This is a genomic window from Pedobacter sp. UC225_65, assembly GCF_042698365.1.
Classification (GTDB): domain Bacteria; phylum Bacteroidota; class Bacteroidia; order Sphingobacteriales; family Sphingobacteriaceae; genus Pedobacter.
Genome location: NZ_CP170550.1, coordinates 1157914 through 1182269 on the forward strand (window position 1 = coordinate 1157914; position 24356 = coordinate 1182269).

General features: G+C 38.0%; 29 protein-coding genes and 1 pseudogene. 16 read left to right on the forward strand and 14 right to left on the reverse strand.

What is annotated here, in order from left to right; translation table 11 throughout:
* The first annotated feature begins 1 nt into the window (after position 1).
* On the forward strand, positions 2–598 hold the full coding sequence (locus ACFJIZ_RS06075) for a xanthine dehydrogenase family protein molybdopterin-binding subunit (protein ID WP_379091609.1): 597 nt from the start codon (positions 2–4) through the stop codon (positions 596–598).
* A 175-nt stretch (positions 599–773) separates the two neighbouring features.
* Here ACFJIZ_RS06075 and ACFJIZ_RS06080 read toward each other — a convergent pair whose 3' ends face one another.
* The 5 genes from ACFJIZ_RS06080 to ACFJIZ_RS06100 form a co-directional block, all read right to left on the reverse strand.
* The gene (locus ACFJIZ_RS06080; protein WP_379093911.1) at positions 774–1313 is read right to left on the reverse strand and encodes an outer membrane beta-barrel protein; all 540 of its coding nucleotides are present in this window, start codon (positions 1311–1313) and stop codon (positions 774–776) included.
* Positions 1295–3229: an outer membrane beta-barrel protein gene (locus ACFJIZ_RS06085; protein ID WP_379091610.1), complete on the reverse strand. Its 1935-nt coding sequence runs from the start codon at positions 3227–3229 to the stop codon at positions 1295–1297. Before ACFJIZ_RS06085 ends, ACFJIZ_RS06080 begins: the two co-directional genes overlap by 19 nt.
* Positions 3230–3347: 118 nt before the next feature.
* Positions 3348–4010, reverse strand: a complete 663-nt coding sequence (locus ACFJIZ_RS06090) for a YdeI family protein (RefSeq protein WP_379091611.1) — start codon at positions 4008–4010, stop codon at positions 3348–3350.
* A gap of 22 nt (positions 4011–4032) precedes the next feature.
* Positions 4033–4563: an RNA methyltransferase gene (locus ACFJIZ_RS06095; protein WP_379091612.1), complete on the reverse strand. Its 531-nt coding sequence runs from the start codon at positions 4561–4563 to the stop codon at positions 4033–4035.
* Between the two features lie 30 nt (positions 4564–4593).
* The gene (locus tag ACFJIZ_RS06100) at positions 4594–5745 is read right to left on the reverse strand and encodes a galactokinase (RefSeq protein WP_379091613.1); all 1152 of its coding nucleotides are present in this window, start codon (positions 5743–5745) and stop codon (positions 4594–4596) included.
* Between the two features lie 67 nt (positions 5746–5812).
* Here ACFJIZ_RS06100 and ACFJIZ_RS06105 point away from each other — a divergent pair, with 67 nt between their 5' ends.
* From ACFJIZ_RS06105 to ACFJIZ_RS06125, 5 genes are all read left to right on the forward strand, one after another.
* The gene (locus ACFJIZ_RS06105) at positions 5813–6859 is read left to right on the forward strand and encodes an aldose epimerase family protein (RefSeq protein WP_379091614.1); all 1047 of its coding nucleotides are present in this window, start codon (positions 5813–5815) and stop codon (positions 6857–6859) included.
* 9 nt (positions 6860–6868) lie between these two features.
* On the forward strand, positions 6869–7261 hold the full coding sequence (locus ACFJIZ_RS06110; RefSeq protein WP_379091615.1) for a DUF1398 domain-containing protein: 393 nt from the start codon (positions 6869–6871) through the stop codon (positions 7259–7261).
* A 94-nt stretch (positions 7262–7355) separates the two neighbouring features.
* Complete coding sequence (locus ACFJIZ_RS06115; RefSeq protein WP_379091616.1) at positions 7356–8516, forward strand: glycosyltransferase family 87 protein; 1161 nt, start codon at positions 7356–7358, stop codon at positions 8514–8516.
* A gap of 44 nt (positions 8517–8560) precedes the next feature.
* Positions 8561–9496, forward strand: coding sequence for a glycosyltransferase family 2 protein (locus ACFJIZ_RS06120; RefSeq protein WP_379091617.1), 936 nt, complete (start codon positions 8561–8563; stop codon positions 9494–9496).
* Complete coding sequence (locus ACFJIZ_RS06125) at positions 9496–10272, forward strand: polysaccharide deacetylase family protein (protein WP_379091618.1); 777 nt, start codon at positions 9496–9498, stop codon at positions 10270–10272. The genes ACFJIZ_RS06120 and ACFJIZ_RS06125 overlap by 1 nt, the downstream gene beginning before the upstream one ends.
* An 85-nt stretch (positions 10273–10357) precedes the next feature.
* Here the strand turns inward: ACFJIZ_RS06125 and ACFJIZ_RS06130 are convergent, their stop codons facing one another.
* The 5 genes from ACFJIZ_RS06130 to ribD all read right to left on the reverse strand — a co-directional run bounded on the left by ACFJIZ_RS06130 (position 10358) and on the right by ribD (position 14323).
* A complete protein-coding gene (locus tag ACFJIZ_RS06130) occupies positions 10358–10861 on the reverse strand; it encodes a GtrA family protein (protein ID WP_379091619.1) in 504 nt (167 codons plus the stop codon).
* 5 nt (positions 10862–10866) lie between these two features.
* Positions 10867–11736, reverse strand: coding sequence for a nucleoside phosphorylase (locus tag ACFJIZ_RS06135; protein WP_379091620.1), 870 nt, complete (start codon positions 11734–11736; stop codon positions 10867–10869).
* Positions 11737–11801: 65 nt separating this feature from the next.
* Complete coding sequence (locus ACFJIZ_RS06140) at positions 11802–12416, reverse strand: IMPACT family protein (RefSeq protein WP_379091621.1); 615 nt, start codon at positions 12414–12416, stop codon at positions 11802–11804.
* Positions 12403–13272 (reverse strand): EamA family transporter, encoded by an 870-nt coding sequence (locus ACFJIZ_RS06145; protein ID WP_379091622.1) that lies wholly within the window; start codon positions 13270–13272, stop codon positions 12403–12405. Before ACFJIZ_RS06145 ends, ACFJIZ_RS06140 begins: the two co-directional genes overlap by 14 nt.
* A gap of 4 nt (positions 13273–13276) precedes the next feature.
* Positions 13277–14323, reverse strand: a complete 1047-nt coding sequence (ribD, locus tag ACFJIZ_RS06150) for a bifunctional diaminohydroxyphosphoribosylaminopyrimidine deaminase/5-amino-6-(5-phosphoribosylamino)uracil reductase RibD (RefSeq protein WP_379091623.1) — start codon at positions 14321–14323, stop codon at positions 13277–13279.
* 86 nt (positions 14324–14409) lie between these two features.
* Here ribD and prmC point away from each other — a divergent pair, with 86 nt between their 5' ends.
* Positions 14410–15294: a peptide chain release factor N(5)-glutamine methyltransferase gene (gene prmC, locus ACFJIZ_RS06155; protein ID WP_379091624.1), complete on the forward strand. Its 885-nt coding sequence runs from the start codon at positions 14410–14412 to the stop codon at positions 15292–15294.
* Here the strand turns inward: prmC and ACFJIZ_RS06160 are convergent.
* Complete coding sequence (locus tag ACFJIZ_RS06160; protein ID WP_379093914.1) at positions 15269–15478, reverse strand: tyrosine-type recombinase/integrase; 210 nt, start codon at positions 15476–15478, stop codon at positions 15269–15271. The genes prmC and ACFJIZ_RS06160 overlap by 26 nt on opposite strands.
* Positions 15403–16167 (reverse strand): tyrosine-type recombinase/integrase, encoded by a 765-nt coding sequence (locus tag ACFJIZ_RS06165; RefSeq protein ID WP_379091625.1) that lies wholly within the window; start codon positions 16165–16167, stop codon positions 15403–15405. Before ACFJIZ_RS06165 ends, ACFJIZ_RS06160 begins: the two co-directional genes overlap by 76 nt.
* 60 nt (positions 16168–16227) lie before the next feature.
* On the opposite strand from ACFJIZ_RS06165, the gene aroQ reads away from it, so the two are divergent.
* The 3 genes from aroQ to ACFJIZ_RS06180 are packed head-to-tail and all read left to right on the forward strand — an operon-like array spanning position 16228 to position 18172.
* Complete coding sequence (gene aroQ / locus ACFJIZ_RS06170; protein ID WP_379091626.1) at positions 16228–16647, forward strand: type II 3-dehydroquinate dehydratase; 420 nt, start codon at positions 16228–16230, stop codon at positions 16645–16647.
* Between the two features lie 23 nt (positions 16648–16670).
* Positions 16671–17390, forward strand: coding sequence for a TlpA family protein disulfide reductase (locus ACFJIZ_RS06175; protein WP_379091627.1), 720 nt, complete (start codon positions 16671–16673; stop codon positions 17388–17390).
* A 35-nt stretch (positions 17391–17425) separates the two neighbouring features.
* On the forward strand, positions 17426–18172 hold the full coding sequence (locus tag ACFJIZ_RS06180) for a hypothetical protein (protein ID WP_379091628.1): 747 nt from the start codon (positions 17426–17428) through the stop codon (positions 18170–18172).
* Positions 18173–18176: 4 nt separating this feature from the next.
* Here the strand turns inward: ACFJIZ_RS06180 and ACFJIZ_RS06185 are convergent, their stop codons facing one another.
* Positions 18177–19220, reverse strand: a complete 1044-nt coding sequence (locus tag ACFJIZ_RS06185) for a glycosyltransferase family 2 protein (protein ID WP_379091629.1) — start codon at positions 19218–19220, stop codon at positions 18177–18179.
* Positions 19199–20071 carry a lysophospholipid acyltransferase family protein gene (locus ACFJIZ_RS06190; protein ID WP_379091630.1) on the reverse strand — a complete coding sequence of 291 codons (873 nt, stop codon included), beginning with the start codon at positions 20069–20071 and terminating at the stop codon, positions 19199–19201. Before ACFJIZ_RS06190 ends, ACFJIZ_RS06185 begins: the two co-directional genes overlap by 22 nt.
* A gap of 36 nt (positions 20072–20107) precedes the next feature.
* Between ACFJIZ_RS06190 and ACFJIZ_RS06195 the strand changes: the two genes are divergently transcribed.
* From ACFJIZ_RS06195 to bioB, 6 genes and pseudogenes are all read left to right on the forward strand, one after another.
* Complete coding sequence (locus tag ACFJIZ_RS06195) at positions 20108–20713, forward strand: WbqC family protein (protein WP_379091631.1); 606 nt, start codon at positions 20108–20110, stop codon at positions 20711–20713.
* Between the two features lie 88 nt (positions 20714–20801).
* Entirely contained in the window at positions 20802–21530 is a 729-nt protein-coding gene (locus ACFJIZ_RS06200; protein WP_379091632.1) for a CorA family divalent cation transporter, read from the forward strand.
* Positions 21499–21837 carry a CorA family divalent cation transporter gene (locus ACFJIZ_RS06205; protein WP_379091633.1) on the forward strand — a complete coding sequence of 113 codons (339 nt, stop codon included), beginning with the start codon at positions 21499–21501 and terminating at the stop codon, positions 21835–21837. The genes ACFJIZ_RS06200 and ACFJIZ_RS06205 overlap by 32 nt, the downstream gene beginning before the upstream one ends.
* Positions 21838–21963: 126 nt before the next feature.
* Entirely contained in the window at positions 21964–22614 is a 651-nt protein-coding gene (locus ACFJIZ_RS06210) for a magnesium transporter MgtE N-terminal domain-containing protein (protein WP_379091634.1), read from the forward strand.
* 6 nt (positions 22615–22620) lie between these two features.
* Entirely contained in the window at positions 22621–23313 is a 693-nt protein-coding gene (locus tag ACFJIZ_RS06215; protein ID WP_379091635.1) for a magnesium transporter, read from the forward strand.
* Between the two features lie 16 nt (positions 23314–23329).
* Positions 23330–24332: pseudogene (gene bioB / locus ACFJIZ_RS06220) on the forward strand (biotin synthase BioB).
* Positions 24333–24356: the final 24 nt, after the last annotated feature.

Genomic DNA, 24356 nt, shown 5'->3' on the forward strand with positions numbered 1-24356 from the left:
TGTGTGCGTAGCCCTAAAAGCTACCATTGCAGAGTTAGCGGCCAATGCCAATATGGATGCTACAGCCAACTTTGTTGAGGTATTAAAGAAGAATAACCTACCCATGATTGAGAAAACCATCCAATCTTCTCAAAACAATCCGGATGCTAAAAATTATTCGATGTATTCTTTTTCCATCCATTTTGTACAGGTAAAAGTGCATCAATCAACAGGTGTTGTTAAAGTAAGTAAAATTGTATCGGTAGGCGATTCTGGAAAGATAGTTAGTCCTAAAACTGCCCGTAGCCAAATGGTAGGCGGTGCTGTTGGCGGTATTGGCATGGCATTAACAGAAGAAGCCATCTTAGATAACCGCTATGGCAGGTATGTAAACAACAATTTTGCCGATTACCATGTACCCGTAAATGCTGATGTACCTGATATTGATGTAATTTTCATCGACAAGCCTGATCCAATTGTTAATCCAATGGGAGCCAAAGGAATGGGAGAGATTGCCTTGATTGGTTTTGCTGGTGCTGTGGCCAATGCAGTATTTAACGCTACCGGTAAAAGAATCAGAAGTTTACCGATTACACCTGATAAGGTTTTAGCTGGGTAATTAATGATTTTGTCATGCTGAACTACGAAGCATCTCTATTGAGGAAGTAAGGAAGGAGATTGACTTCGTAGCTGCTTCTCGGTCTTCACTGCGTTCAGCATGACAAAGCTTTAAAAAATCAATTAAATGTCAGTCTGGGCCTGTCGAAGACCCAGGCCAACAATTATTTCAGACCTTAATTCTTTGATCTAACACGACTTTGTTCACTATCAGAGCTTTTAGAGCGTTCTCTAACAGCCTTGATTGAACTGCTACCAAAATTATAACTGAAACTTAACCTAAAAATCCTACTTTCTTCCTTTTGGTACAAACGATAATCCTGTAATGGAAGAGCACTACTGATATTTGCTTTTCTTAAATTGAATAGATCATTGGCAGCCAGTTTTACAGTTGCTTTTTTATTGGCAAAAGACTTGCTCACACCAAAATCAATTCCATACAAGGGTTTTACGGCATAAGTACCGTATACCTGTGCCGATTGATAGTCCATCGTCAATTCTGCATTGATAGAACTACTTACCGAAAAAGTTTGGGTGGTATTCAATAGATAACTTAATTTTCCGCTGCTAAATGGCAACCCCATTAAATTAGGTGATTTAAAATCGGTGTAGTACAAAGTGGCATCATTACTGGTATTCCACCATTTGGTAATGGCCAATGGGGCACCAATATTGAGGTTATAAGTATTTTGACTTGCTAAATTCTGCTCGAGTATAAATAGTGTTTTTTTAACGGATCATTGATCAAGGTTGTAGTAATTACATCTCTGGTGTGGCTATATCCCAATGTTGCATTGAGTTTTTCCTGAAAACTATAAGTAAATTCAAATGCATTGGTATATTGAGGATTTAAGTATGGGTTACCTTGCGAATAGGTATATAAATCAGCAAAATAGATAAATGGATTAAGCGATTGATAATCTGGCCGATCGATCCTTTTGTGATAAGACAAACCAAACTCATGTGCTTCGGCCACCATTTTACTTAAACTTATGCTTGGGAAAAAATCAATATAATTACGTTTTACCCTGCTTTGGGTAGCAGGCGAGTAGCCTTCAGAATTGGTCAGTTCGGCACGTAAGCCAACTTGAACCGTTAATGCACCAAATTTATGCTGTAAATTGGCATAAGCAGCACTAATAGTCTCTTTATAATTGAAATTATTACGTTTAGCAGCATCATTGATCCATTGTTGACCGATCAGATCCTCATGTCTGAAATCGTTTGTGGTATTGACATAGCTACTTTTTACACCGGTTTCCAATTTGGTCTGTGCAGAAAAGGGATAGGTATAATCAACCTTTCCAGACCATATCTTTACATTGGCAGGTGTGGCAGTTCTAAAGATCAAGGCTGGCTTGGAAATCGATCCATTGTTATTAAAAAAAGAATTATTATAGTTGATCTGATTGATGTTATAGAACTTGGCATAATCCAAATCGACATTTAGTTCTTGTCCCAAAGTATCTATTACCGATTTATAGTTAAGGTTATAAGTTTGGTTGGTGTATTTACTTTGGCCAAGATTGCTGGCTACAATTGATGAATCTTGCTGTGAAGGTTGCGCCCCCATTAAGGTATTGATCATCGAATTGATTTTGTTGTTATTGTGATAGCCATTTACCATCAATCCAATGGTGTTTTTTTCATCCAACTCGTAATCAAGCCCAATTTTATAACTGTTGTTCTTACTGGTATTGATATCCCTTCCTTGTTGGTTAAAATAGGTAGTTTCAGTAGCCGACTGATTACTTCTATTGAGGTAGAGGTCTTCAAAATCTTTATCGTTGGTATAGTCGTAACTCCCAAAAACATTGAGTTTTTTATTACGATGGTTAAAATTGACTCCAGCATTGCTTTTATAATTGCTGCCATAACCTGCACCCAACAGCAGAGTAACATTTGTACCATAGTTCTGGTTCTTTTTTAACTTGATATTGATGATACCACCACTACCAGCGGCATCGTATTTGGCCGAAGGACTATTGATCAACTCAATGGTTTCGATGGTATTTCCATTGGTATTGCGCAACAAAGTGGTTAGCTGTGCTGTAGACAGGTAGGTTAGTTTTCCATTGATCATTACACTTACACCAGGTTTTCCACGTAAACTGATATTTCCACTGTTGTCAATGCTTACACCCGGCGCCTTTGCCAAAATATCAAAGGCTGAATTTCCGATGGCTAAAATATTGCTGGCCACATTTAAAATGGTCTTATCGCTTTTTCTTTCAACTAAAGGTTTTTTCCTTACAATACTGATTTCTTTCAGTTGTTGTGCCTGCAAGTGTAAAACTAGCTTATCTATGGTAAATTGTGGTTTTTGATCGTTGATTATTATCGAACTGATGATGGATTCTTGATAACCAAACCCTTCGATTTTGAGGGTATAGCTCCCAAAGGGCAGTTGCTCAAAACTAAAATCTCCACTTTCTGAAGAAAGCGTGCCCTTGACTTGTACAGTATCCGTTTGTAGATACAAGCTTATGCTAGCAAATGGAATTGGTGTGTTTTTCTCATCTACCAACTTGCCGTTGATTTTACCAGGCAAAGTGTTGTTTTGTGCCCGACCTGTAAAAGCAAGAGAAAGGAGAATCGCTATAAAAATAGGTTTAGTAATGGTATAGGCCATGTTAAAATATAAAGTTCTGTTTAAAAGTCAATTCAAAATTAACCGACAATTAAATGCTCAAACTTATTTTAACATAGTTTAACCTGTTCTGTTAAATAGCGTTAAAACTGTTAAAATTTTATTTTTCTGTAGGATTTTTCTTTTGGGCAGCTAATTTTTCTACCGTTTTCTGTATACGGTCTAATCTGGTCTTTTCTTGTTTGGCACTCAATACCCACAATACATATTCTTTACGGTTAGAATAGGAGAGTTGCTCATAAAAGTCTAAAGCCGTACTGTTCTTTTCCAAAACTGTTTTTAAATCATCAGGCAGGTTTACTATTTTGCGCTTCACATCTACAAATTCGCCATACTCGTTCTGTTGGATTTCGGCATTGCCCATTCCCGATCTCTTGGTACTATCTACAGGTTTGATCCGAAGTGCAGTCCAAGTTTGGTCTATTGCCGCAGAGGCACATGGTGCTAACTGATACCGATTTAAATCTTCCCAACTCTGCATCAGGTTCAAGTCACTGGCCAATTTAGATTTCGCCTTTGGATACATGATCCAACAAATGGTCTGATCACCTATCGATTGATGTTTTGTAGCTAAAGCAGTTAACATTTCTGCTTTTGTAGTGGCAAAAATGAGCAACGCATTAAACGCAATGCTTTCATCCATTGAAACCTCAATATCATTTGGCAGCTCGTCAATAATTGCCAGAAAATTCTCTGGCGCATTTAGTACCAGAACTTTAAAACCAGGTTTAACCTGCAGCTTTTTTAAAAGTAGATTTTCCATCATCAGGTGATACTGAAAAGTTTTAGAGTTTCAATTTAGCAAAGAAATCCCAAAGCACAATACCTGCAGAAATTACAATGTTGAAAGAGTGTTTGGTGCCAAATTGAGGTATTTCGATACAGTTATCAATTTTCTGCATCGCCTCATCACTAACTCCATTTACCTCGTTGCCAAAAATCAATGCATATTTCTGAGCTGGATCTGGCTTAAACGTATTGAGCATGGTGCTGTTTTCTGCCTGCTCTATGGCAATGATCTGGTAGCCTTTTGCCCGCAAAGTATCAATGGCAACCAAAGTATCCTCAAAATGTATCCAATCTACAGACTGCGTTGCGCCTAATGCTGTTTTTTCGATTTCGCGATGCGGAGGTTGTGCCGTAATGCCACACAACACTACTTTTTCGATTGAGAAACCATCGGCCGTTCTAAAAACCGAACCCACATTGTGCATGCTCCTCACATTATCCAATACCACTACTACAGGTAGTTTTTCCTGTTCTTTAAATTCTTGTATATCTACACGATTAAGTTCATCGAGTTTTAATTTTCGCATGCTGCAAACTTAAAAATTATTATTGAAGCTTTAAACCGCCTTTACACCATCGCCAATCTGGTGGATATAGATAGCCGCTGGATAGCCAATTTCAGCTACATAGTAATCGGTCAGCTGCTTGGCGAAATCTTCTTCGTAACCTTTTTTAAGCAAGGCGATGGCACAACCACCAAAACCTGCACCCGTCATTCGGGCACCAATAACATGTTCATAGCCACTACAGAAGTCTACCACTGCATCCAGTTCCTTTCCAGAAACTTCATAAAGCTCTTTTAGCGATTGATGAGAAGCATACATCAACCTACCAAATTCTTCCAGTTCGCCAACATTTAAAGCTTTGGCTGCCAAGTGTACACGGTCGTTCTCTTTAACCACATGTGTAGCACGCTTTAAAATGGTTTCATCAGTAATCAGAGGGCTGTGTAAAGCCAGTTTTTCGGCAGTCAGCTCGCAAAGGTTATGGATATTGATGCCTTGTTTTAAGGCATTCAATGCTGTTTCACATTCCGCAAATCTTTCATTGTATTTCGATTCTTCGAGTTTTCTGGTCTTATTGGTATTGACAATAGCCAATTGGTAATCTCCAAGCGCACAATCTACCACTTTGTATTTTAAGGTATCGCAGTTTAGTACCAAGGCTTTGTCTGCCTCGCCAAAAGCAACGGCAAATTGGTCCATGATACCAGAATTTAATCCAATAAAGATGTTTTCTACTTTTTTAGACAATTTAACAAGTTCTAGTTTATCATGTCCCAGCTTAAATTGATCATTTAAAGCAAAAGCAGTCAACACCTCAATAGAGGCCGAAGAAGACAATCCAGCACCAATAGGGATATTGCCAAAAAACAAAAGATCTAGGCCAGTTGCATCCCAACCCAGTTGCTGAAGCTCATTGAAAACACCTAAGGGATAGTTGTACCATTCTTTACCTGTTTTGGTATAGCTTTTGGCGATGGATATTGTGGCTTCCTCTTCAAAATTTACACTCTTAAACCTCAGTACCCGATCAGTATTTGGAGCCAGTAGCAACCATGTACCCGCAGAAATGGCACAAGGCATTACCAAACCACCATTGTAATCGATATGCTCGCCAATTAAGTTCACCCTGCCCGGTGCAAAGTAGCTTGCCGTTGGATCCTGCTGGTATCTGCTCTGAAATACTTCTGCTAACTGCTCTTTCATAAAATGTGTTTTCTTGGTAGAATTTTGAGTTTAAATTGTAATTTAGCCTGTGGCTAAGATACAATTTATGACAGCAAAGCAGATACACACAGGAACTTTTATTGACGAAAAAGAGGTAGTTATCGTAGAACTAAAAAATGACAAAGGTAATTTTGTAAAACTCTTTAATTACGGTACGATCATCAACCAATTTGTGGTAACCAATGCCCATGGCGAGCAACAGGATATCGTATTAGGCTTCGATAAGTTTGAAGACTATATCAATCCGGCATATCTGGCAAACTATCCCTATTTTGGCGCCATTATTGGCCGTTATGCCAATAGGATAAAAGATGGCAAATTTGAGTTGGACAACGTTGAATATCAATTGGCCAAAAACAATGGCAATGATTGTTTGCACGGTGGTAAAATTGGTTTTGACAGAAAGGTTTGGGACATTACCCATATCAGTGAAGAACCACATGCCAGTGTAACCTTTCAATATTTTAGCCTCGATGGCGAAGAAAACTTTCCTGGCGACCTAGCCATACAACTCACTTTCGAGTTGACCAATAACGATGAACTGATCCTTACCTATCAGGCAGATACCGACGAGGCTACACCGATCAATTTGGCGCACCATAGTTATTTCAACCTTTCTCCAACAGGAGAGCAGGTAACAAACCACATCCATCAGATGAATGCCTCAAATTATCTAGAACAGGATAGCAATTTTGTAGTCACTGGTAAGTTGATTCCTGTAACAGATACAATCCACGATTTTACCAAACCAAAAGCCATTGGGGCAAATTGGGATAAGGAAAGTGGTTATGATCAGACCTATGTTTTGGACAAGGAATATGGCAGCTTAACCTTGGCCAGTAAAACAACCGAAACAAATAGCGGACTCTCTTTGTTGGTGTATACTACAGAGCCTGTTGCACACTTGTATACGGCCAAATATTTGGCTGTAAAGAATGGCAAGAATGGAAAGGAATATGGTGCCTTTGATGCTTTTTGTGTAGAAACCCAGCATCATCCAAATGCAGTGAACATTCCGCATTTTCCAAGTACCATCTTACAACCTGACGAAATTTATACGCAGACTACCATTTATAAAGTTTTAACATCTTAACCCAAGCCAATGTTTACAATTGAAGCCATACAACAAGCCGAAAGCAAGATCAAAACCGGAGCCGATTTTCCAAACTTCATTAAAGAAATCAAGGCAATGGGTGTAATCAGAAATGACGTATATGTAATGAATGGCATGTCCATCTATTTTGGTAATGACGACCATACGGTAGAAAGTGCACCAGTTTATGAAAACTTATTGATCGAAGAACAATCATCTGCGGAAGACTTCAAAACAGCTTTAAAGAGCCATCAACAAGGATCAACTGATTACCAGACCTTTTGTAGACAAGCAGCGGCGGCAGGGGTAGAGAAATGGGTAACAGACCTCGCAGCAATGACGGTAACTTATTTAGACATGAGTGGAAATGAGTTGGTAGTTGAACACATTCCTAATTGTTAATAAATGTTAAATCTTTTCTTTTGTAACAAAAAAATTATATATAATTATATATTTGTAGCGTTAGGTTAAACCAAGTATAAAATATCATTTTTTCGTGTCCTCTTTAAATAAAAAAGAGCCAAATCTATCTTTTTGGCAAAAAATCGTTCGTTTATTAAACAACGATAGATTTATTCTGGCTGTTTGGATTTTATTAGTAGTAGCTGTTGCGGTCAAGCAACTTTTCAAGCCATCGATCAACAACAACTATCTGATTTTTAAATATGCCTATTTCCATGCGGTAGATCATCTCAATCTATATATCGTACATCCCGAACATCTAGACACCAACCATTACGGACCATTCTTTAGCTTACTGATTGCTCCATTTGCAATCTTACCAAATTATTTGGGTATGTTTTTTTGGCAATTGGCCAATGTAATGTTCCTATATTTTGCCATTAAACAATTGCCAATCACTACCACCAAGGTCAATGCGGTTTATTGGATTGTAGCCCACGAAATGCTGACTTCCATGTTCAGCTTTCAATTTAACATTTCTATAGCTGCCATTATTATTTTGGCCTATGTGTTTATAGAACGGAAACAGAATTTTTGGGCAGCCTTTGTGATCATGTTGGGCACTTTTGTTAAGCTATATGGCATTGTTGGTCTGGCCTTTTTCTTTTTTGCCAAAGAGAAGCCCAAATTTATTGCCTATTGCTTTTTTTGGGCCATTGTTTTTCTTGTTGCACCAATGATCTTTTTTACGCCTAGTTACATCTTGCAATCTTATCACGACTGGTATATTTCGCTATCTGAAAAACAGATGTTAAATGCCTCGTTGACATCTATGCAAGACATATCAGTAATGGGAATGGTGAGGAGAATTGCCCAGGATGCAAGCATTCCAAATCTGCCTTTTTTACTAGGAGGCCTTATTTTATTCGCTTTACCATACCTACGTATCAAACAATATAAAGAACCTATATTCAGGTTGTTGTTTTTAGCCTCAACCTTAATATTCACTGTTATTTTTAGCAATTCTTCCGAGTCGCCAACCTATGTAATTGCCTTTGCAGGCGTAGCGATATGGTTTGTTGTACAAGAAAGACCAATAGATAAGGGAACAATAGCCCTATTTGTGCTTGCCTTGTTATTGACTACTTTATCTGCATCAGACCTCTTCCCTAGGATCCATAAGAGAAAATTATATCAAACCTTATTCTTTAAAAGCATTACCTTGCATTTTAATATGGCTCGTTCTAACCTATGAACTGTTGACTAAACAATTTGACTTAACACAGATTAAAGCCAAAAATGAATAGACTTGTCTCAATTGTCATCCCCGCGCATAACGAAGAGGATAACATTATTGTTATTGTAGACCGAATAGAAAAGGTTTTTGAAACATTGCCCTACGATTTTGAAATCTTAGTGGTAGATGATGGTGGAACAGATAGAACATTGGAAGTGATTGAAGACTTGGCGAAAGTTAAGAACAACTTCTTTTACATTGAATTTTCTAGAAATTTCGGACACCAACCTGCCTTAAAAGCTGGTTTAGATTATGCCAAGGGCGATTGCGTAATTTCATTAGATGCAGACCTTCAACATCCACCAGAATTGTTCAAGCAGATGTTAGAGAAGTGGGATGAAGGTTATGAAATTGTATATACCCGCAGAAAAGAAGACAAAAGATTATCCTATAAAAAAAGAGCGACTTCTAAGTATTTCTATAAACTGATGAATTCCTTGTCAGATATTGAGTTAGAACCCGGCACAGCAGATTTTAGGTTACTTGACAGAAAAACTGTGGATGTACTAAAACAGTTTAAGGAAAATGACCCATTTATTAGGGGTTTGGTCAAATGGCTTGGCTTTAAACAATATGCCATAGATTATATTCCAGACAAACGTTTTGCAGGTGCCAGTAAATACAACCTTAAAAAAATGCGCAAGTTGGCCATTCATGGCGTTACTTCGCTTAGCACTAAACCTTTACACACGGCTGTTTATCTCGGTTTCTTCTTTTCTTTTGTTTCCTTATTATATATTCCATATGTGTTATATGCTTATTATATTGGTAAACATGTAAGTGGCTGGGCTTCACTGATTACAACCATTGCTTTTTTTGGGGGACTACAATTGATCATCTTAGGCATTATCGGAATCTACATTGGAAAAATGTTTATGCAGGGCAAAAACAGGCCTAATTACATTATCCGTTCTAGCAACCTCAAAGACATTCTTTAATGGTATTGTTAAGTTTTGATATCGAGGAGTTTGACATGGCGTTTGAATATGGTAAAACCATTTCATTTGAAGACCAGATCAACATTTCCATTACTGGAACCACTATTATATTAGATTTATTAGCAAAGCATAAGTTTAAAGCTACTTTTTTTTCTACGGCCACTTTTGCCTTAAATGCGCCAGAAATCATCCGCAGAATTAAAAATGAAGGTCACGAATTGGCTTCTCATGGCTATTACCATTCTAAATTCGAGGTGAAGGACCTATTGGAATCCAAGCAGAAATTGGAAGAGCTTTCTGGTTTGCCTATTACTGGATACCGGATGCCAAGAATGATGCCAGTTGATGAAATAGAGATCGAAAAAGCAGGCTATCTTTATAACAGTTCCATCAATCCAACTTGGTTGCCAGGCCGTTACAATAACCTGCACATTTCCAGAACTTATTTTAAACAAGGCAAGGTATTACAATTACCGGCATCGGTAAGTCCCATGTTACGAATTCCTCTGTTCTGGTTGTCTTTCCATAATTTCCCATTGGGATTATATAAACATCTGGCCAAAAGGACCTTGAAAAAAGATGGTTACCTCAATATCTATTTCCATCCATGGGAATTTACAGACCTTAAAGACCAAGAGCGTTATGGTTTTCCAGGTTATGTAAGCAAAAATTCGGGCAAGGATATGGAAAATAGAATGGATCAACTGATGGACTGGTTCAATACAAATGGTTATGCCAATGGAACTATTGACCAGTTTGTTAAACCATTGATTTAATTATTACAATTTGGATTAAAAATCCACAATTAAGTGGTCGAGAAAGCATTTCTCGACCAACACCAATGTGCGATTCATCTATTTTCTATTCCTTATTTCCCTTCACAGTTTTAAACGAATAGTAAGTTTGGAAAAGGTAACTGAACAAAGATAAGATCACAATGATAAATGCCTGTGATGGGGTGGCCCACAAGCCAAAATAACCTACCAAGAGGTGCAAAAGCGAATAATCTAAAAATATATTTGTAACCGTTAAACTGGCATATCTGATAAACTGCGTACGTCCCAATAAGTTCGACTCTTGAAAAACCACATATTTATTGAGGCAGAAACCAACTGGAAAACTCACAGAAAGTGCCACCAAATAAGCGGCGATGTATCTGGTAATTGCAAAATCAAATAGATATACTACATCATTCACAAATAGATAATTGTAACTGATAAAGAAAATGATAAGGTTCAATAAGGCATTGCTTCCGCCACATGCGGCATACCTAAAAGTCTGTAACCCAATAAATTTCTTAAAAGGAGGATAAAAGAAATCGATCAATCTTAAAATAGAATCCTTAACCCGGTGTTGTATTGCCATTTTATTTAATTGCACAAACGCTCTAAAACCATTTTAATGGCCTTTTCTACTATTTTATTCGGTTCGCTGCTAAATTCGAATTTTACGCGACTGGCCAATATGGCATTTACTGATAAGGCTTTATGGCCTAATGCTTTTGCCAATGCATAGATACCTGCGGTTTCCATTTCTAGATTGGTCATCCTATGTTTTCCTGAAGTAAAACCATTGAGTTGACCAATAAAATCTGGCACTGCATTTTTTGCCCTTACCTGTCTACCTTGCGGTGCATAAAACCCTGGTGCCGTAGCTGTAATCCCTTGTTCCATGTCTTTTCCAATAGTTTGCAACAAACCCTGATCAGCAGCAGTAAGGTAAGGATTGATTCCTTTCACATGCGAAAAATGGGATTTGATGCTGTCCAACAAACTATGTTCATCACCAGATACCTGATGGATGTAATAGTTCATCAAGGCATCAAAACCCAACCCAAATGAAGAGGCTAGGATTGTACCCATGGGAATATCAGGTTGTACGGCCCCAGAAGTACCAATACGGATAATAGCTAAAGATTTAAGGTCTTTTTTAACTTCCCTCGCTCCGAAATCAATGTTTACCAAGGCATCCAGCTCATTAAAAACAATATCAATATTATCGGTACCAATCCCTGTAGAGAGTACAGTAATACGTTTCTTGCCAATATATCCAGTATGGGTAATAAATTCTCTTTTTCCTTTTTTTACTTCAATAGAATCGAAATGTTTACTGATTTCAGGTACACGGTCTAAATCGCCTACCGTAATTACTGTATCTGCAATATCTTCTGGTAAAAGATTGAGGTGGTAGATACTTCCATCTGGATTGATGATCAGATCAGCAGCCGATAATTTTTGCATAGGATTGAACGATTTGGTAAAAGAACAAATTTAACAGAAATGCTTCAATTTAAGTCAATATCGTATCAAATAGTATAGAGATATTTTATTTTAGCACCTTCAATTTTTTCCAGTTTCCCTAACACTGTATTGAGGTTGGCTTTTCTGACTTCGAATTGGATAGCACATTGCATGTCAAACTCTTGTTTGATGATTTCTAGCTGTTCATCTTTTATGATCCGCATGATCGGGTTCATTTCCAAATAGTCGAAATTGACCTCGTATACATCATTTACCGTTTTAGAGATAATGGTATTGGCATTTAGCGCTTCTATCGTGGCCGATTTATAAGCATTGATCAAGCCCGGCACACCTAACAAAGTACCACCAAAATATCGAACAACTACCACTAGGATATTGGTTACATCGGCAGAAAGTAGAGTGTTTAAGATGGGCCTTCCTGCTGTTCCAGAAGGTTCTCCATCGTCATTGAGCTTGAAAACGTTACGATCAGGCGTTAAACGGATAGCCCAACAAAAATGTCTGGCCTTGGCATGTTCTGCCTTGAGTTTAGTAATGATGTGTTTAACTTCCTGTTCATTTTTAATAGGGTAGGCATAACCAATAAACTTGCTGCCTTTATCCCTAAAAATGCCCTCAGAAGTGCTTGTTATGGTTTGGTAGGTATCATCGAACAGCATGCAGTTTGGATAAGGTAATTAAAACAATGGCAACCAGGGCCAATATTAGCCCAAAATAGTTCAGTTTGCTCAAGCGTTCTTTAAATAAAAAGATACCGATGATACTACCTGTAATGATCACTCCAATGTTCATGGCCGCAAATACCGTTGATGGATTTTCTGCCATTTCTCGATGGGCCTTCAAGTAAAATAGGATATTGCCAAAATTGAAAAAGCCCAATACACACCCGCAGATAAAATTGATCAATTGGAGTTTGGTCTGTTTAGTAACAGAAAGATAAAGGATATATGCCAACGAAAGTACAAATGCCAAACAGAAGATCAAAAACAAAGAAGTGGTGTAAGGGATGATGGTGACCTGGCTCACCAATTTAAAACATACATCAATCACACCAAAACCTACAAAAACAAACAAGAGGTATAACCAACCTTTTTTGGTAGACAGGCTATCTGTTTTGCGGTACATGGTAAATACAATGGCAACTAAACCAAATACCAAGCCTACGTATTTTAAGCGGTCAAAACTTTCGTTAAAAAGAAAATAGGCAGCACAAAGTGATATAAATAGGGATAAGCGTTGGGCAATGTCTGTTCTGGCCAAACCAGTTTGTTGTACCGCCCTGCCTTGTACCAAAAAGATCACTGGTAATAAGATTCCGATGATCAGGTAGACAGGAGAGAAGTCGGCGATACGAATGGCACCAAAATCTGGTTTAAAGAAGATCAAGCTCAAGCCAATCGCAAACAGGTAATTCCATGTAACTGCCTGCATAATATTGATCTGGTATCTTTTGGCCAGTTTTAACAATACGCCAACCGTTACACTACAAATAATACTTAAAACTAAAAAAATCATACGGTTATATTGCTGAGTAAATCGTTAATGTATCTGTTCCAATCTGTAGTTTCTCTATTACATTCCCTTTGATCAATGGAGCTTTAATTCCTGTTTCCCAGGTTGTTGGCGATGTAAATATTCGAGCCTCATCCCATAAACCAGCAGCAATGAAATGGTTCAAGGTTTGTACACCACCTTCGATCATTACCGATTGGATATCCATTAGGTAAAGTTGAAAAGCTATTTTTTGCGCCAGATAAAATTGCATGTCTTCCATCTGCACAAAGTGGACATTCTCCACAACATCGGTTTTCAGCTCATTAAAGATAATGGTCTTTGCCGCATCATTATAGATATGATGGCTTTCAGGAATGGTCAAGGTCCGATCAATTACAATTCGGGTTGGATTTTTGCCAATTGTATTTCTAGCGGTCAATTGAGGATTGTCGATCAAGGCGGTATTTTTTCCTACTAAGATTGCATCTTCTTCACTTCTCCACTGGTGTGCCAATTGTTTAGCCATTGGACCAGAAATCCACTGTTGTGTGGCCTCTATTGGGGCAAAATAACCGTTGGCAGTTTGTGCCCATTTTAATATAATAAAAGGCCTTTGCTTTTGTATTCTGGTAAAAAAACGACGATTGAATACCCAACATTTCTTTTCTAACACACCAGTAACAACAGTTATCCCTGCTGCTTTCAGTTTTTCAATTCCCTTGCCATTTACACCAGCAAATGGATCTGTATTGCCAATTACTACCTTTTTAAGCTGATGCTTAACCAATAGATCAGCACAGGGCGGAGTTTTACCAAAATGCGCACAAGGCTCTAGGTTTACATAGGCAGTGGCCTTTTTCAGCAGGGAAGCAGCTTGGTCGCCATGTTTGTTTAACACATCATTGATTGCATTGACTTCGGCATGGGCTTGGCCAATCTTTTGATGAAAGCCTTCGCCAATGATTTCACCTTCACACACAATTACACAGCCCACCATTGGATTTGGACTGACGTTGCCCATTCCCATTCTTGCCAATTCAAGGCAACGCTGCATATAAACCTCATCGTTCATTAGTGCAAAAGTAAGCTATATTTATCAATTACTATTTTAGATTTGTGATTTTAGATTGGCTATGCTAATGACTATTTTTACGGCAGATGGAATTGAAATACCTTGCCAACAGTTTTAAAACAACATTAAATAGCATTTACGATGAAGATGAGGCCCATGCTATCTTTTTAATGGCCATTGAAGAAGTATTGCAATACAGCAAGGGAGATTACCAGCTCAAAAAAGAAGAGGTTTTAAGTGAGACAAATACAATTAAACTGGAAGGCATCTTAACCGAATTGTCAACTGGCAGACCTGTGCAATATGTATTGGGCAAAAGCCATTTTTATGGGTTGACCTTTAAGGTAAACGAATCGGTACTGATTCCTCGCCCTGAGACGGAAGAATTGGTAGAATGGATAGTATCGGTTTGCAACATGCAATTTGCAGCTGATCAACAAAGCCTAAACATACTTGACATTGGCACAGGAAGTGGTTGTATTGCCATTGCATTGAAAAAACATTTACCAATGGCTCGGATATCTGCATTGGATATTGCCGAAGATAGTTTAGCGCTTGCCCAAGAAAATGCTTTATTAAACCAGGTTGATGTTGAGTTTATCCATGATGATATCTTAAATCCGCAACCTTCAACACTTCAACTCAAACCCACTATAATCGTTAGCAACCCACCTTACATCAAAGAAGATGAAAAGCAGGACATGCACCATAATGTGTTGGTACACGAACCACACCGTGCCTTGTTTGTGAGCAATGAACATCCATTGATTTTTTACCATGCAATTTCTGATTTTGCCTTAAAAAACCTTGCTGTTAACGGCTTCTTATTTTTCGAGATCAATGAATTTTTAGGTAAACAGACTATTGATTTGTTAGCATCTAAAGGATTCGAAAACATTGAGTTAAGAAAAGATATGCAGGGAAAAGACAGGATGATCCGTTGCATTAAGCCCTTGGGTGGAACTGCGTAATTACACTTTGTAGATAGGCTCGGTCTAAATGGGTATAGATCTCTGTGGTGGTAATACTTACATGGCCCAACATTTCTTGTACGGCACGCAGATCTGCACCGCCTTCAATTAAATGGGTAGCAAAAGAATGGCGTAGGGTATGGGGGCTGATATTTTTATGGACCCAGTTTGTTGGGCCAAAGATTTGATCAGGTTAAACACAGATATCCGCGATAATCTGCTTCCCAAACGGTTCAAAAAGATAAAATCCTCATGACCTTTTTTAATATCCAGATGAATCCTAACCTCGTTGATGTAGATTTTGAGCAATTTTAAGGCAGCAGCACCAATTGGAATGATGCGTTCTTTATTTCCCTTTCCAATTACCTTGATAAATTCTGTTTCCACATATACGTTAGAAATTCGTAATTCTATCAGTTCGGTAACACGCAAACCACAACCGTATAACATTTCTATGATTGCCTTATTGCGCATTCCTTCTGGTTTAGAGGCATCAATCGCATCAATGAGTTGGTTGATTTCGTAAATATTTAAGGTGTCTGGCAGTTTTCTGGTCAACTTTGGTGCTGCCAATAAAGCTGTAGGATCTTCTGCAATAAGCTCTTCCTGCATCAGATAGCTAAAAAATGCCTTCACACCAGAAATTACCCTTGCCTGTGTATTGGCCTGCATCCCGATTTCATTTAACCAAGTGATAAAAGCCCTGAGGTCTACTAATTGTACTTTGCTTAGTATCAATTCCTTATCTATAGCCAGGTAATATTGAATCAATTTATCTACATCGTTTAAATAGGCCCCAATAGAATGTTTAGCCAGCGAACGTTCTAACTTTAAGTAATCCTTAAATCCTTTGAGGTAAGATTGGGTATTCATTTTTATTTGGGCTATCCTTACAATTGCGTATTATTGTAATGATACAAATTTAAACAATCAATGAAGATACAAATTATAAATGGGCCAAATTTAAACTTGTTAGGCTTGCGTGAACCCTCTATCTATGGGTCTGAAGGATTTGAAACCTACATTTCGCAACTGCGGGAACTATATAGCATTATCGAAATTGATTATTACCAAAGTAATGTTGAAGGCGAGCTGATCAATAAGTTACATGAAGTGGGCTTTAGCTATGATGGTATCATTTTAAACGGTGGGGGCTATACACATACCTCTGTAGCCATTGCTGATGCTATTGCTGCTATCAAAACACCAGTAATTGAAGTACACATCTCTAATATCTACGCCAGAGAAGAATTTAGACATGTTTCTTTAACAGGCAAAAACTGTAAAGGCGTATTAACTGGTTTTGGTCTTGATGGTTACCGCCTAGCCTTAGAGGGTTTTCTGAAACAATAAGACACCTATCCTAACAAAGATATATGAAAAAATACCTCATTATTTTTCTGTTGTGCCTTGCTTTTAAAGGTTATGCCCAAGCACCTATAACAAAAGATAATCTAAATCAAAGCTCAATAGTTAAAGATGCTTCAGGCAAAGTTTATCCTTATGCTAGTTGGATGAAACTAATAGCAATGGGAGAATATGCCATTAAATCAATTCCAGGAAGCACAGAGTTTTTACTTTCGCCCTTAAGCCCTGAAGAAAAAGAAAAACGAGCAGAAAGAATTAAAGAATTGCTAAAAAACATGGATAAACCAGGAGGTAGCGATGTTTTTAAAGAAGGAGAAAAATTTAATGGAGAAAAACTAAACGATATCAATGGTAATAAATATGACCTTAGAACCATTAGCGATAAAATTTATGTGATTAACTTTTGGTTTATCAATTGTGCACCTTGTAGAGATGAAATGCCAGAATTAAACAAAATAGTTAAACAATATAAAGACAATAAAGAAATCGTTTTTCTGGCCATTGCACTTGATGAACGTTCTGAATTGAAAAACTTCTTAAAAACTACACCTTTTGAGTATAACATTGTAGGTGGAGGTAGGCCTCTTGCTCAAAAATATGGAGTTAAATTTTATCCAACACATGTAATTGTAGGTAAAGATGGATTAATCAAATTTAGTACTGCTGGTTTTGGGCCAAATACAGTTCATTCCATTGAAAAAACCATTAAAGATCAGTTGGGAAATTAACATATAACCTAACCTCCGCAAACCCTAACTCCACAATGAAAAAAAGAGAAAAATTAGCCCTTATCCGTCAATATTATCCAAATGCAGTAACAACGATCGATGGTTTTAACAGGATCATCGACTTTGTTGAGGAAGAGTTAGATCTTGAACCATCTCAGCTCATGCTGGCCGACAGTATCTGCAGTGATGATGTCAATAGCATCCAATATCCTATTAGGGCAACAGAATTTTTGGGCCCTTTTAAAATGGGTGGACTAGATGGATTTCCCTTTACGGGTTTAAGTGGGATGGGTGCTTTTGCAAGTCATGTACCAGACGATGGTGCTGTTTTTGTATACTATGGCCCACATATCGGTATTTCAAGAGATGGAGAAGTTGGAGAGATCCACAGAATGGGACAAAGTAAAAATTCAAGTTGCTGTGGAGCGGCACGAGGCGCACTGAACAAGTTGATTGACAATTTGATCAAACCGGGGCATATCAGCGAAATTGACCACCAGATGAATACCCTTGAGCAGATTCTATTGAAGGAAAAAGAGAGGTACCTTACTGCCAAAATTCCGATGATGGAAGCCACAGAAGTAATTTATGAGGCGATAGACAAGCGAATAAATGAGTTGATCAACATGACAGCATATCACTGCAAATATATTTTATTAATGGGCACTATCCATATCAACAGCGACACGGAAATAGGCTCTTTTACTGCTGTGAAGCGTTTTGACCTGATTGATTTGGCTACAAATGAACGAAAAAACCTGACTGTAGACTATTTCAGTTGAACATTTACCAACGCAACTGGCTAAACGCCTTGATCTTCTTGATAAAATACGCCCAAACAATACTTCCTTTATAAACGCCACTTAATGCAGTAATTGGAATTTGAACCGTGCCACGTTTTTTGGCAGTTTTACCCAATTGCTTAAAGAAATGAAAATGGGCCTTGCTAATGGCCAAAGTAAACTGTGGTTTACCTTTGATTAGAAACTGGAACCATGCTGAAAGGTCGAACCATAACCGCACAAAAATCCTCCAATAAGCATCGCCTAAGGGCAGGTTCTTTTGCATAATCACTAGATTATTCCTGAAATTGAGATAGGTTTTATAAGGATTATTGGCATTGAGTGTACCACCACCTACATGGTAGACCTCTGCATCAGGGCAACTTACAATGCGATAACCTAAGTTTTTTAATCGCCAACAAAGGTCGATCTCTTCCATATGGGCAAATAAGTCTTCATCTAGGCCATTTACCTGTTGCCAAGCCTTACTTTTGATGAAAAAAGCAGCTCCACTGGCCCAAAAAATATCAACAGGTGTATTGTATTGGCCCTCATCAGTTTCTACATGATCAAAAATACGACCTCTACAAAAAGGAAAGGCATAGGCATCTATAAAACCACCTCCAGCACCAGCATATTCAAATTGTGTTTTTTGCAACTGCCATTTGACCTTGGGTTGGGCAACTGCAATGCGGTCATCTTGCTGCATCTGTTCAATTACTGGTTTGATCCAGTTTTTTGGCACTTCTACATCTGAGTTGAGGAGCACAAAATAATCGGCCTCTACCTTTGCTAAAATATGGTTGTAACCGCCCGCAAAGCCATAATTCTGATCATTCTCAATAATGGCAACTTGTGGATAATGCTTTTTTATAAATGCAACGGAATCATCGGTAGAGGCATTGTCACCAACAATCAACTGAAGATTGGCATATTCAGTTTCAACAACACTAGGTAAAAACTGTTCCAATAGCTTTTTACCGTTCCAATTTAAAATAACAACTGCAACACTTGGTTCCATATTGATCAACAACAGTTTAATTTCCATCGCCTATGGCTCCAAAGCCAATAAGCCGGTTCTTTTTGAATGGTTTTTGCTAAAAATTTAAATAGCAGGTCTGTAATCTCATGCCCTTCAGTAGCAGCAGGGACAAGGCACAAAGGTAAACAATCCACTTCGTAATAGCCTCTTTTAACTGAAATCACATCAAAGTAAAATATAGGTCTATTGGTTTGTATGGCTATTTTCTCTAGCCCTAACAATACTGCTGTGGGCTGGTTTAAAAAGGCCAAAGTATATTGTGTTTCTTCGCGGGTGGGGGTTTGGTCGCTGGCAAAACAGAACATGGTCGGCGTGTCTTTGGTTGCTACTACCATTCTCAAAGTTTGGCGCATGGCTACAAATCTATTTCCAAAACGTGTTCTTATTTTCCGAAACCAATCTTCAAAGATATTGTTGTTCAATGGCTTATAAATTACATAGGCAGGAGCACTTAAGCTGGCACCTAAGGCCAACATACACAACTCCCAATTTCCATAATGCCCGGTGCAGGCCAAAACACTTTCTCCTTTGTTAAAATAGGCTTCAACACGATCCAAGTTTTTGAATTTCACCCTTTTCAATAGTTCTTTCTCAGAAATCGTATACATTTTGATGATTTCTACAATCAAGTCTGTAAGGTATTTATAAAAGGTTTTTTCGATCTTGATGATCTCTTTGAGTTCTTTTTCAGGGAAGGATTTCAGTAAGTTATCACGTACTACTTTTCTACGGTAACCAAACAGATAGTATAATGGATAATACATCAGCCTGGCAAAAAAATGTAATAGGACCAAGGGTAGCAGTGATATCAAATACAAAAAAAATATACTGATATACGAAAAGCCTTTTTTAATCATTAATTTGGTCGCTAGATTGCAAACATAAATTATCAGATGCAGAGTCCAGCTATATTCCCACTTTTTTATCTTCCGCCAGTTAGTTATTTCACTGCCTTAAAATCTCACGATTTTAATTTTTCACTAGAAAAACAAGAACATTTTCCAAAACAGACCTATAGAAACCGGGTTACCATATCCTCACCAAATGGCACTTTAGACCTCATTATCCCTGTGGTTAAGGGTGCCAAATTACATACAGCCACCAAAGATGTTAAGATCAGTTACGATTCAAAATGGCAACGTCTACATTGGTTAAGCTTGCAAACTTGTTACAGAAGCGCCGCCTATTTCGAATATTATGAAGATGGACTGGCACCTTTTTATCATAAAAAATATGATTTCTTATTTGATTATAACCTCGACCTGTTGAATTGGATGTTTAAACAATTAAAAGTAAATCCAACGGTGAATTTTACCGAAGTATACGAAAAAGAGATATCGGGAACTGACTATAGAAACCAGTTTGATAAAAAAACAATTCACGAATTTGAAACGAAAAGCTATTTTCAAGTGTTTAGCGATAGAAATGAATTTATTCCTAACCTAAGTATTGTTGATCTATTGTTTAACCAAGGTCCACAAACCAAATCATATCTTTAAGAGATGGGCAAACCCAATAAACATAAAAAAAGAAAGCATCGTTACGCTTTACCTATGCCTGGTTCCAGTCCAGGATTGGTCTATATCGATGAGCACTCTCTCGAACCTAAGGATCAGCTTACATACCTATGATGTAAATAGCTATAAAGTAGAGCAGATTTCGAGTTTAATGGGTTTAAAAAACAGGTTGAACGAAAACGGGATGAGTTATTGGGTTGAGGTTAAAGGTTTCAATTCTATAGCCATGTTCGAAACCCTGAGCAAAGAATATGGTATCAACAAACTCATTCTTGAAGACATTACCAGAACTTATCAACGTCCTAAGTATGAAGAATATGGTGCTTATGACTTTGCCATTAGCAGAATGCTCTATCTGGATGAAGAACAGAACCTGGAAAACGAACAGCTTTCTTTTATCTTGACCAGCAATGTATTGTTTACTTTTCAAGATAGATATGAAGATTGCTTAGAAGCTGTCCGTAAACGTTTAGAAATAGGGAAGGGCAATATCAGGATTGGTGGCAGTAGTTACCTCATGTATGCCTTGATGGATATGATGACAGACGAATATTTCTCTGTTTTGGGTAACTGGAGCGAACAATTAGACCTGATTGAGGATCGTTTGTTTGAAAAACCGGATAAAACGATCATGTTTGATACGCAATTGATCAAACGAAATCTGATTACCTTAAGACGGGTAGCATGGCCAGAAAGAGATAAGATGAACGATATTTTACGTTCGGATAGTCCATTGATTAACGAACAGACCAAAATCTATATCCGCGATGCCTATGATCGATTGTGTGCAGATCATTGATATGGTTGAGTCTTTGAAAGAGATTTCGGCCAGTAATATAGATATGTATCTCTCCATTATCAGCAACCGGATGAATGAGATCATGAAAGTGCTCACCATTATTTCTTCGATCTTCATTCCTTTGACTTTTATTGCAGGTATCTATGGGATGAATTTTAGTAGGGAAGACCCGGTTACGGGAAAAGTGCTTCCGCAAAACATGCCAGAACTCTATCAAGAACATGGTTATGTGTATACGATGATTGTAATGGGACTGATCGCAGTTGCACAAGTGATCTATTTTTGGCGTAAAGGTTGGTTCAAATAAGTTGGTTCATTGGTTCAATTGTTCATCAGTAACTGAGATTACGTTATTGTTAAATATGCTTTTATCAGCGTTCTAAATGCATATTTATGGCATTTCAAAAATAAATTATTTCTATCTTAGCATCTTATGCAGTCATTTGAATTGGACAAAACAGATGTATCCAAATTAAAGCAGGCCATAAGTGGTGATAATGAACTACTTAAAGCTACGCTTGAGGAATATCACGCATCTGAAATTGCCATTTTATTTGAAAGCATCAGCAGTGAAGACCAACAGCGGATGATCAACCTCTTAGATGTTGAAACAGCTTCTGAGGTAATTGCAGAAATGCACGAAGAGGCGCACCCAGAAGAATTACTGCTCCAATTACATCCAGATAAACGTACTGAAATTGTTGAAGAGCTCGACTATGATGATGCAACAGATATCATATCGCAATTAGAAGAGCACGAACAAAAAGAGGTCCTCGAAGACCTGAGTGAGGATGACGCATCGAGCATTCGTAACCTATTAAGTTACGACGAAGAAACTGCTGGTGGTTTGATGAATACGGAGGTGATCCGGATCAACATCAACATGACCAAAAAAGATGCCATTGACGAGATCATCCGCCAAAGCGAAGAAATAGAGGAGTTTTATACCGTTAACGTTGTTGACGACAACAATATTTTTAAAGGAATCGTATCCTTAAAAGAGATGATCAAGGCCAAAGGAAATGCTAAAATCGTTGATATGGTCAATCCTGATGCCGTTTATGTTAAAACAGATACGGATTAAGAAGAAGTGGCAAGGTTGATCTCTCAATATAACCTAACCAGTCTTCCAGTTGTAGATGAAGAAATGCGCTTGTTGGGTCGGGTTACCTTTGATGATGTGATCGATGTTTTAGAAGATGAGAATACGGAAGATTTCCTGAAAATATCAGGGGTATCTGAAGATGAGGAATTGAGCGGTAACTGGATCGAGGCTGTTAAATCCCGTTTACCTTGGTTGATCATCAATCTAGGGACTGCATTTTTAGCTTCAGCAGTAGTTCGGCATTATGGCAGTATCCTAAGTAACTTAACCGTACTTTCTGCCTACATGGTGATCATTGCTGGTATGGGCGGTAATGCAGCTACACAGGCATTAGCGGTAACTGTTAGACGTATTTCCTTATATGACCTGACCGATAACCAAGCTTACAGAACTGTATTAAAAGAGTTTACCGTTGGTTTGATCAATGGTGCCGTAACAGGCTTGATCGTATTCATTTTCGCTTATTTTTTCGATTCCAACCCAATGTTAGGTTTGGTGATCTTTTTGGCAATGACAGGTAACCTAGTGATTGCTGGAATTACTGGATCGAGTATTCCTTTGGTTTTAAAACGAGTTGGAATTGATCCAGCCATTGCATCTTCTATAATTATTACGACCTTTACAGACGTTTTTGGATTTTTACTTTTATTAGGATTAGCAAGCAAATTATTACTCTAAATATTATCTCAATTATATGCAAGTATTGAAACACGATTGGACAAGAGAAGAGATCATGGCAATTTATAATAAACCGTTTTTAGACCTGGTTTATGAAGCCGCAAGTATTCATCGTGAAAAGAAAGATTACAATGAAGTGCAAGATCAGCTCATTGATCTCTATCAAAACAGGTGGATGCGCAGAAGATTGTTCTTATTGCCCACAAGCTGCCCGTTACCATACAGATTTAACCGTACAGCCTTTGATGCAGATCGGTCAGGTAGTTAGTGCCGCGGTTAAGGCAAAAGAGGGTGGTGCATCACGTTTGTGCATGGGTGCAGCATGGCGCGAGGTTAGGGACAACCGTGATTTTGACCGTGTAATTGAAATGGTTAAGGCCGTAAATGATATGGATATGGAGGTTTGCTGTACCTTAGGTATGTTAACAGAGAGCCAAGCTCAACGTTTAGCTGATGCTGGGCTATATGCTTACAACCATAATATTGATACTTCTGAAGAAGATTACAAAAGAATTATCTCTACCCGTACCTATGATGACCGTTTAAATACCATCAAAAATGTACGTAAAGCCAAATTAACAGTTTGTAGTGGTGGGATCATTGGCTTGGGCGAAACACCTGAAGATAGGGTAGCCATGTTACAAACTTTAGCCAATATGCCACAACATCCAGAATCTGTTCCGGTAAATGCTTTGGTACCAGTGAAAGGTACACCTTTAGAAGACCAACCCCGTGTGCCAATCTGGGACATGGCTAGGATGATTGCAACTGCAAGGATTGTGATGCCAAATTCTGTAGTTCGTTTAAGTGCCGGAAGAAATGAAATGAGTACACTTGAACAAGCATTCTGTTTTATGGCAGGAGCAAGCTCTATTTTTGCTGGAGATAAATTGTTAACTACACCGAACCCTTCATTTATTGATGATATGGCGATGTTTGAATTGTTAGGACTAAAAACTAGAGAAGCTTTTAAAAACGGTAGACCTGAAAATACACAAAAGCAAGAAGTAGTTGCTTAAACACATTACATGTTTATAAAATTA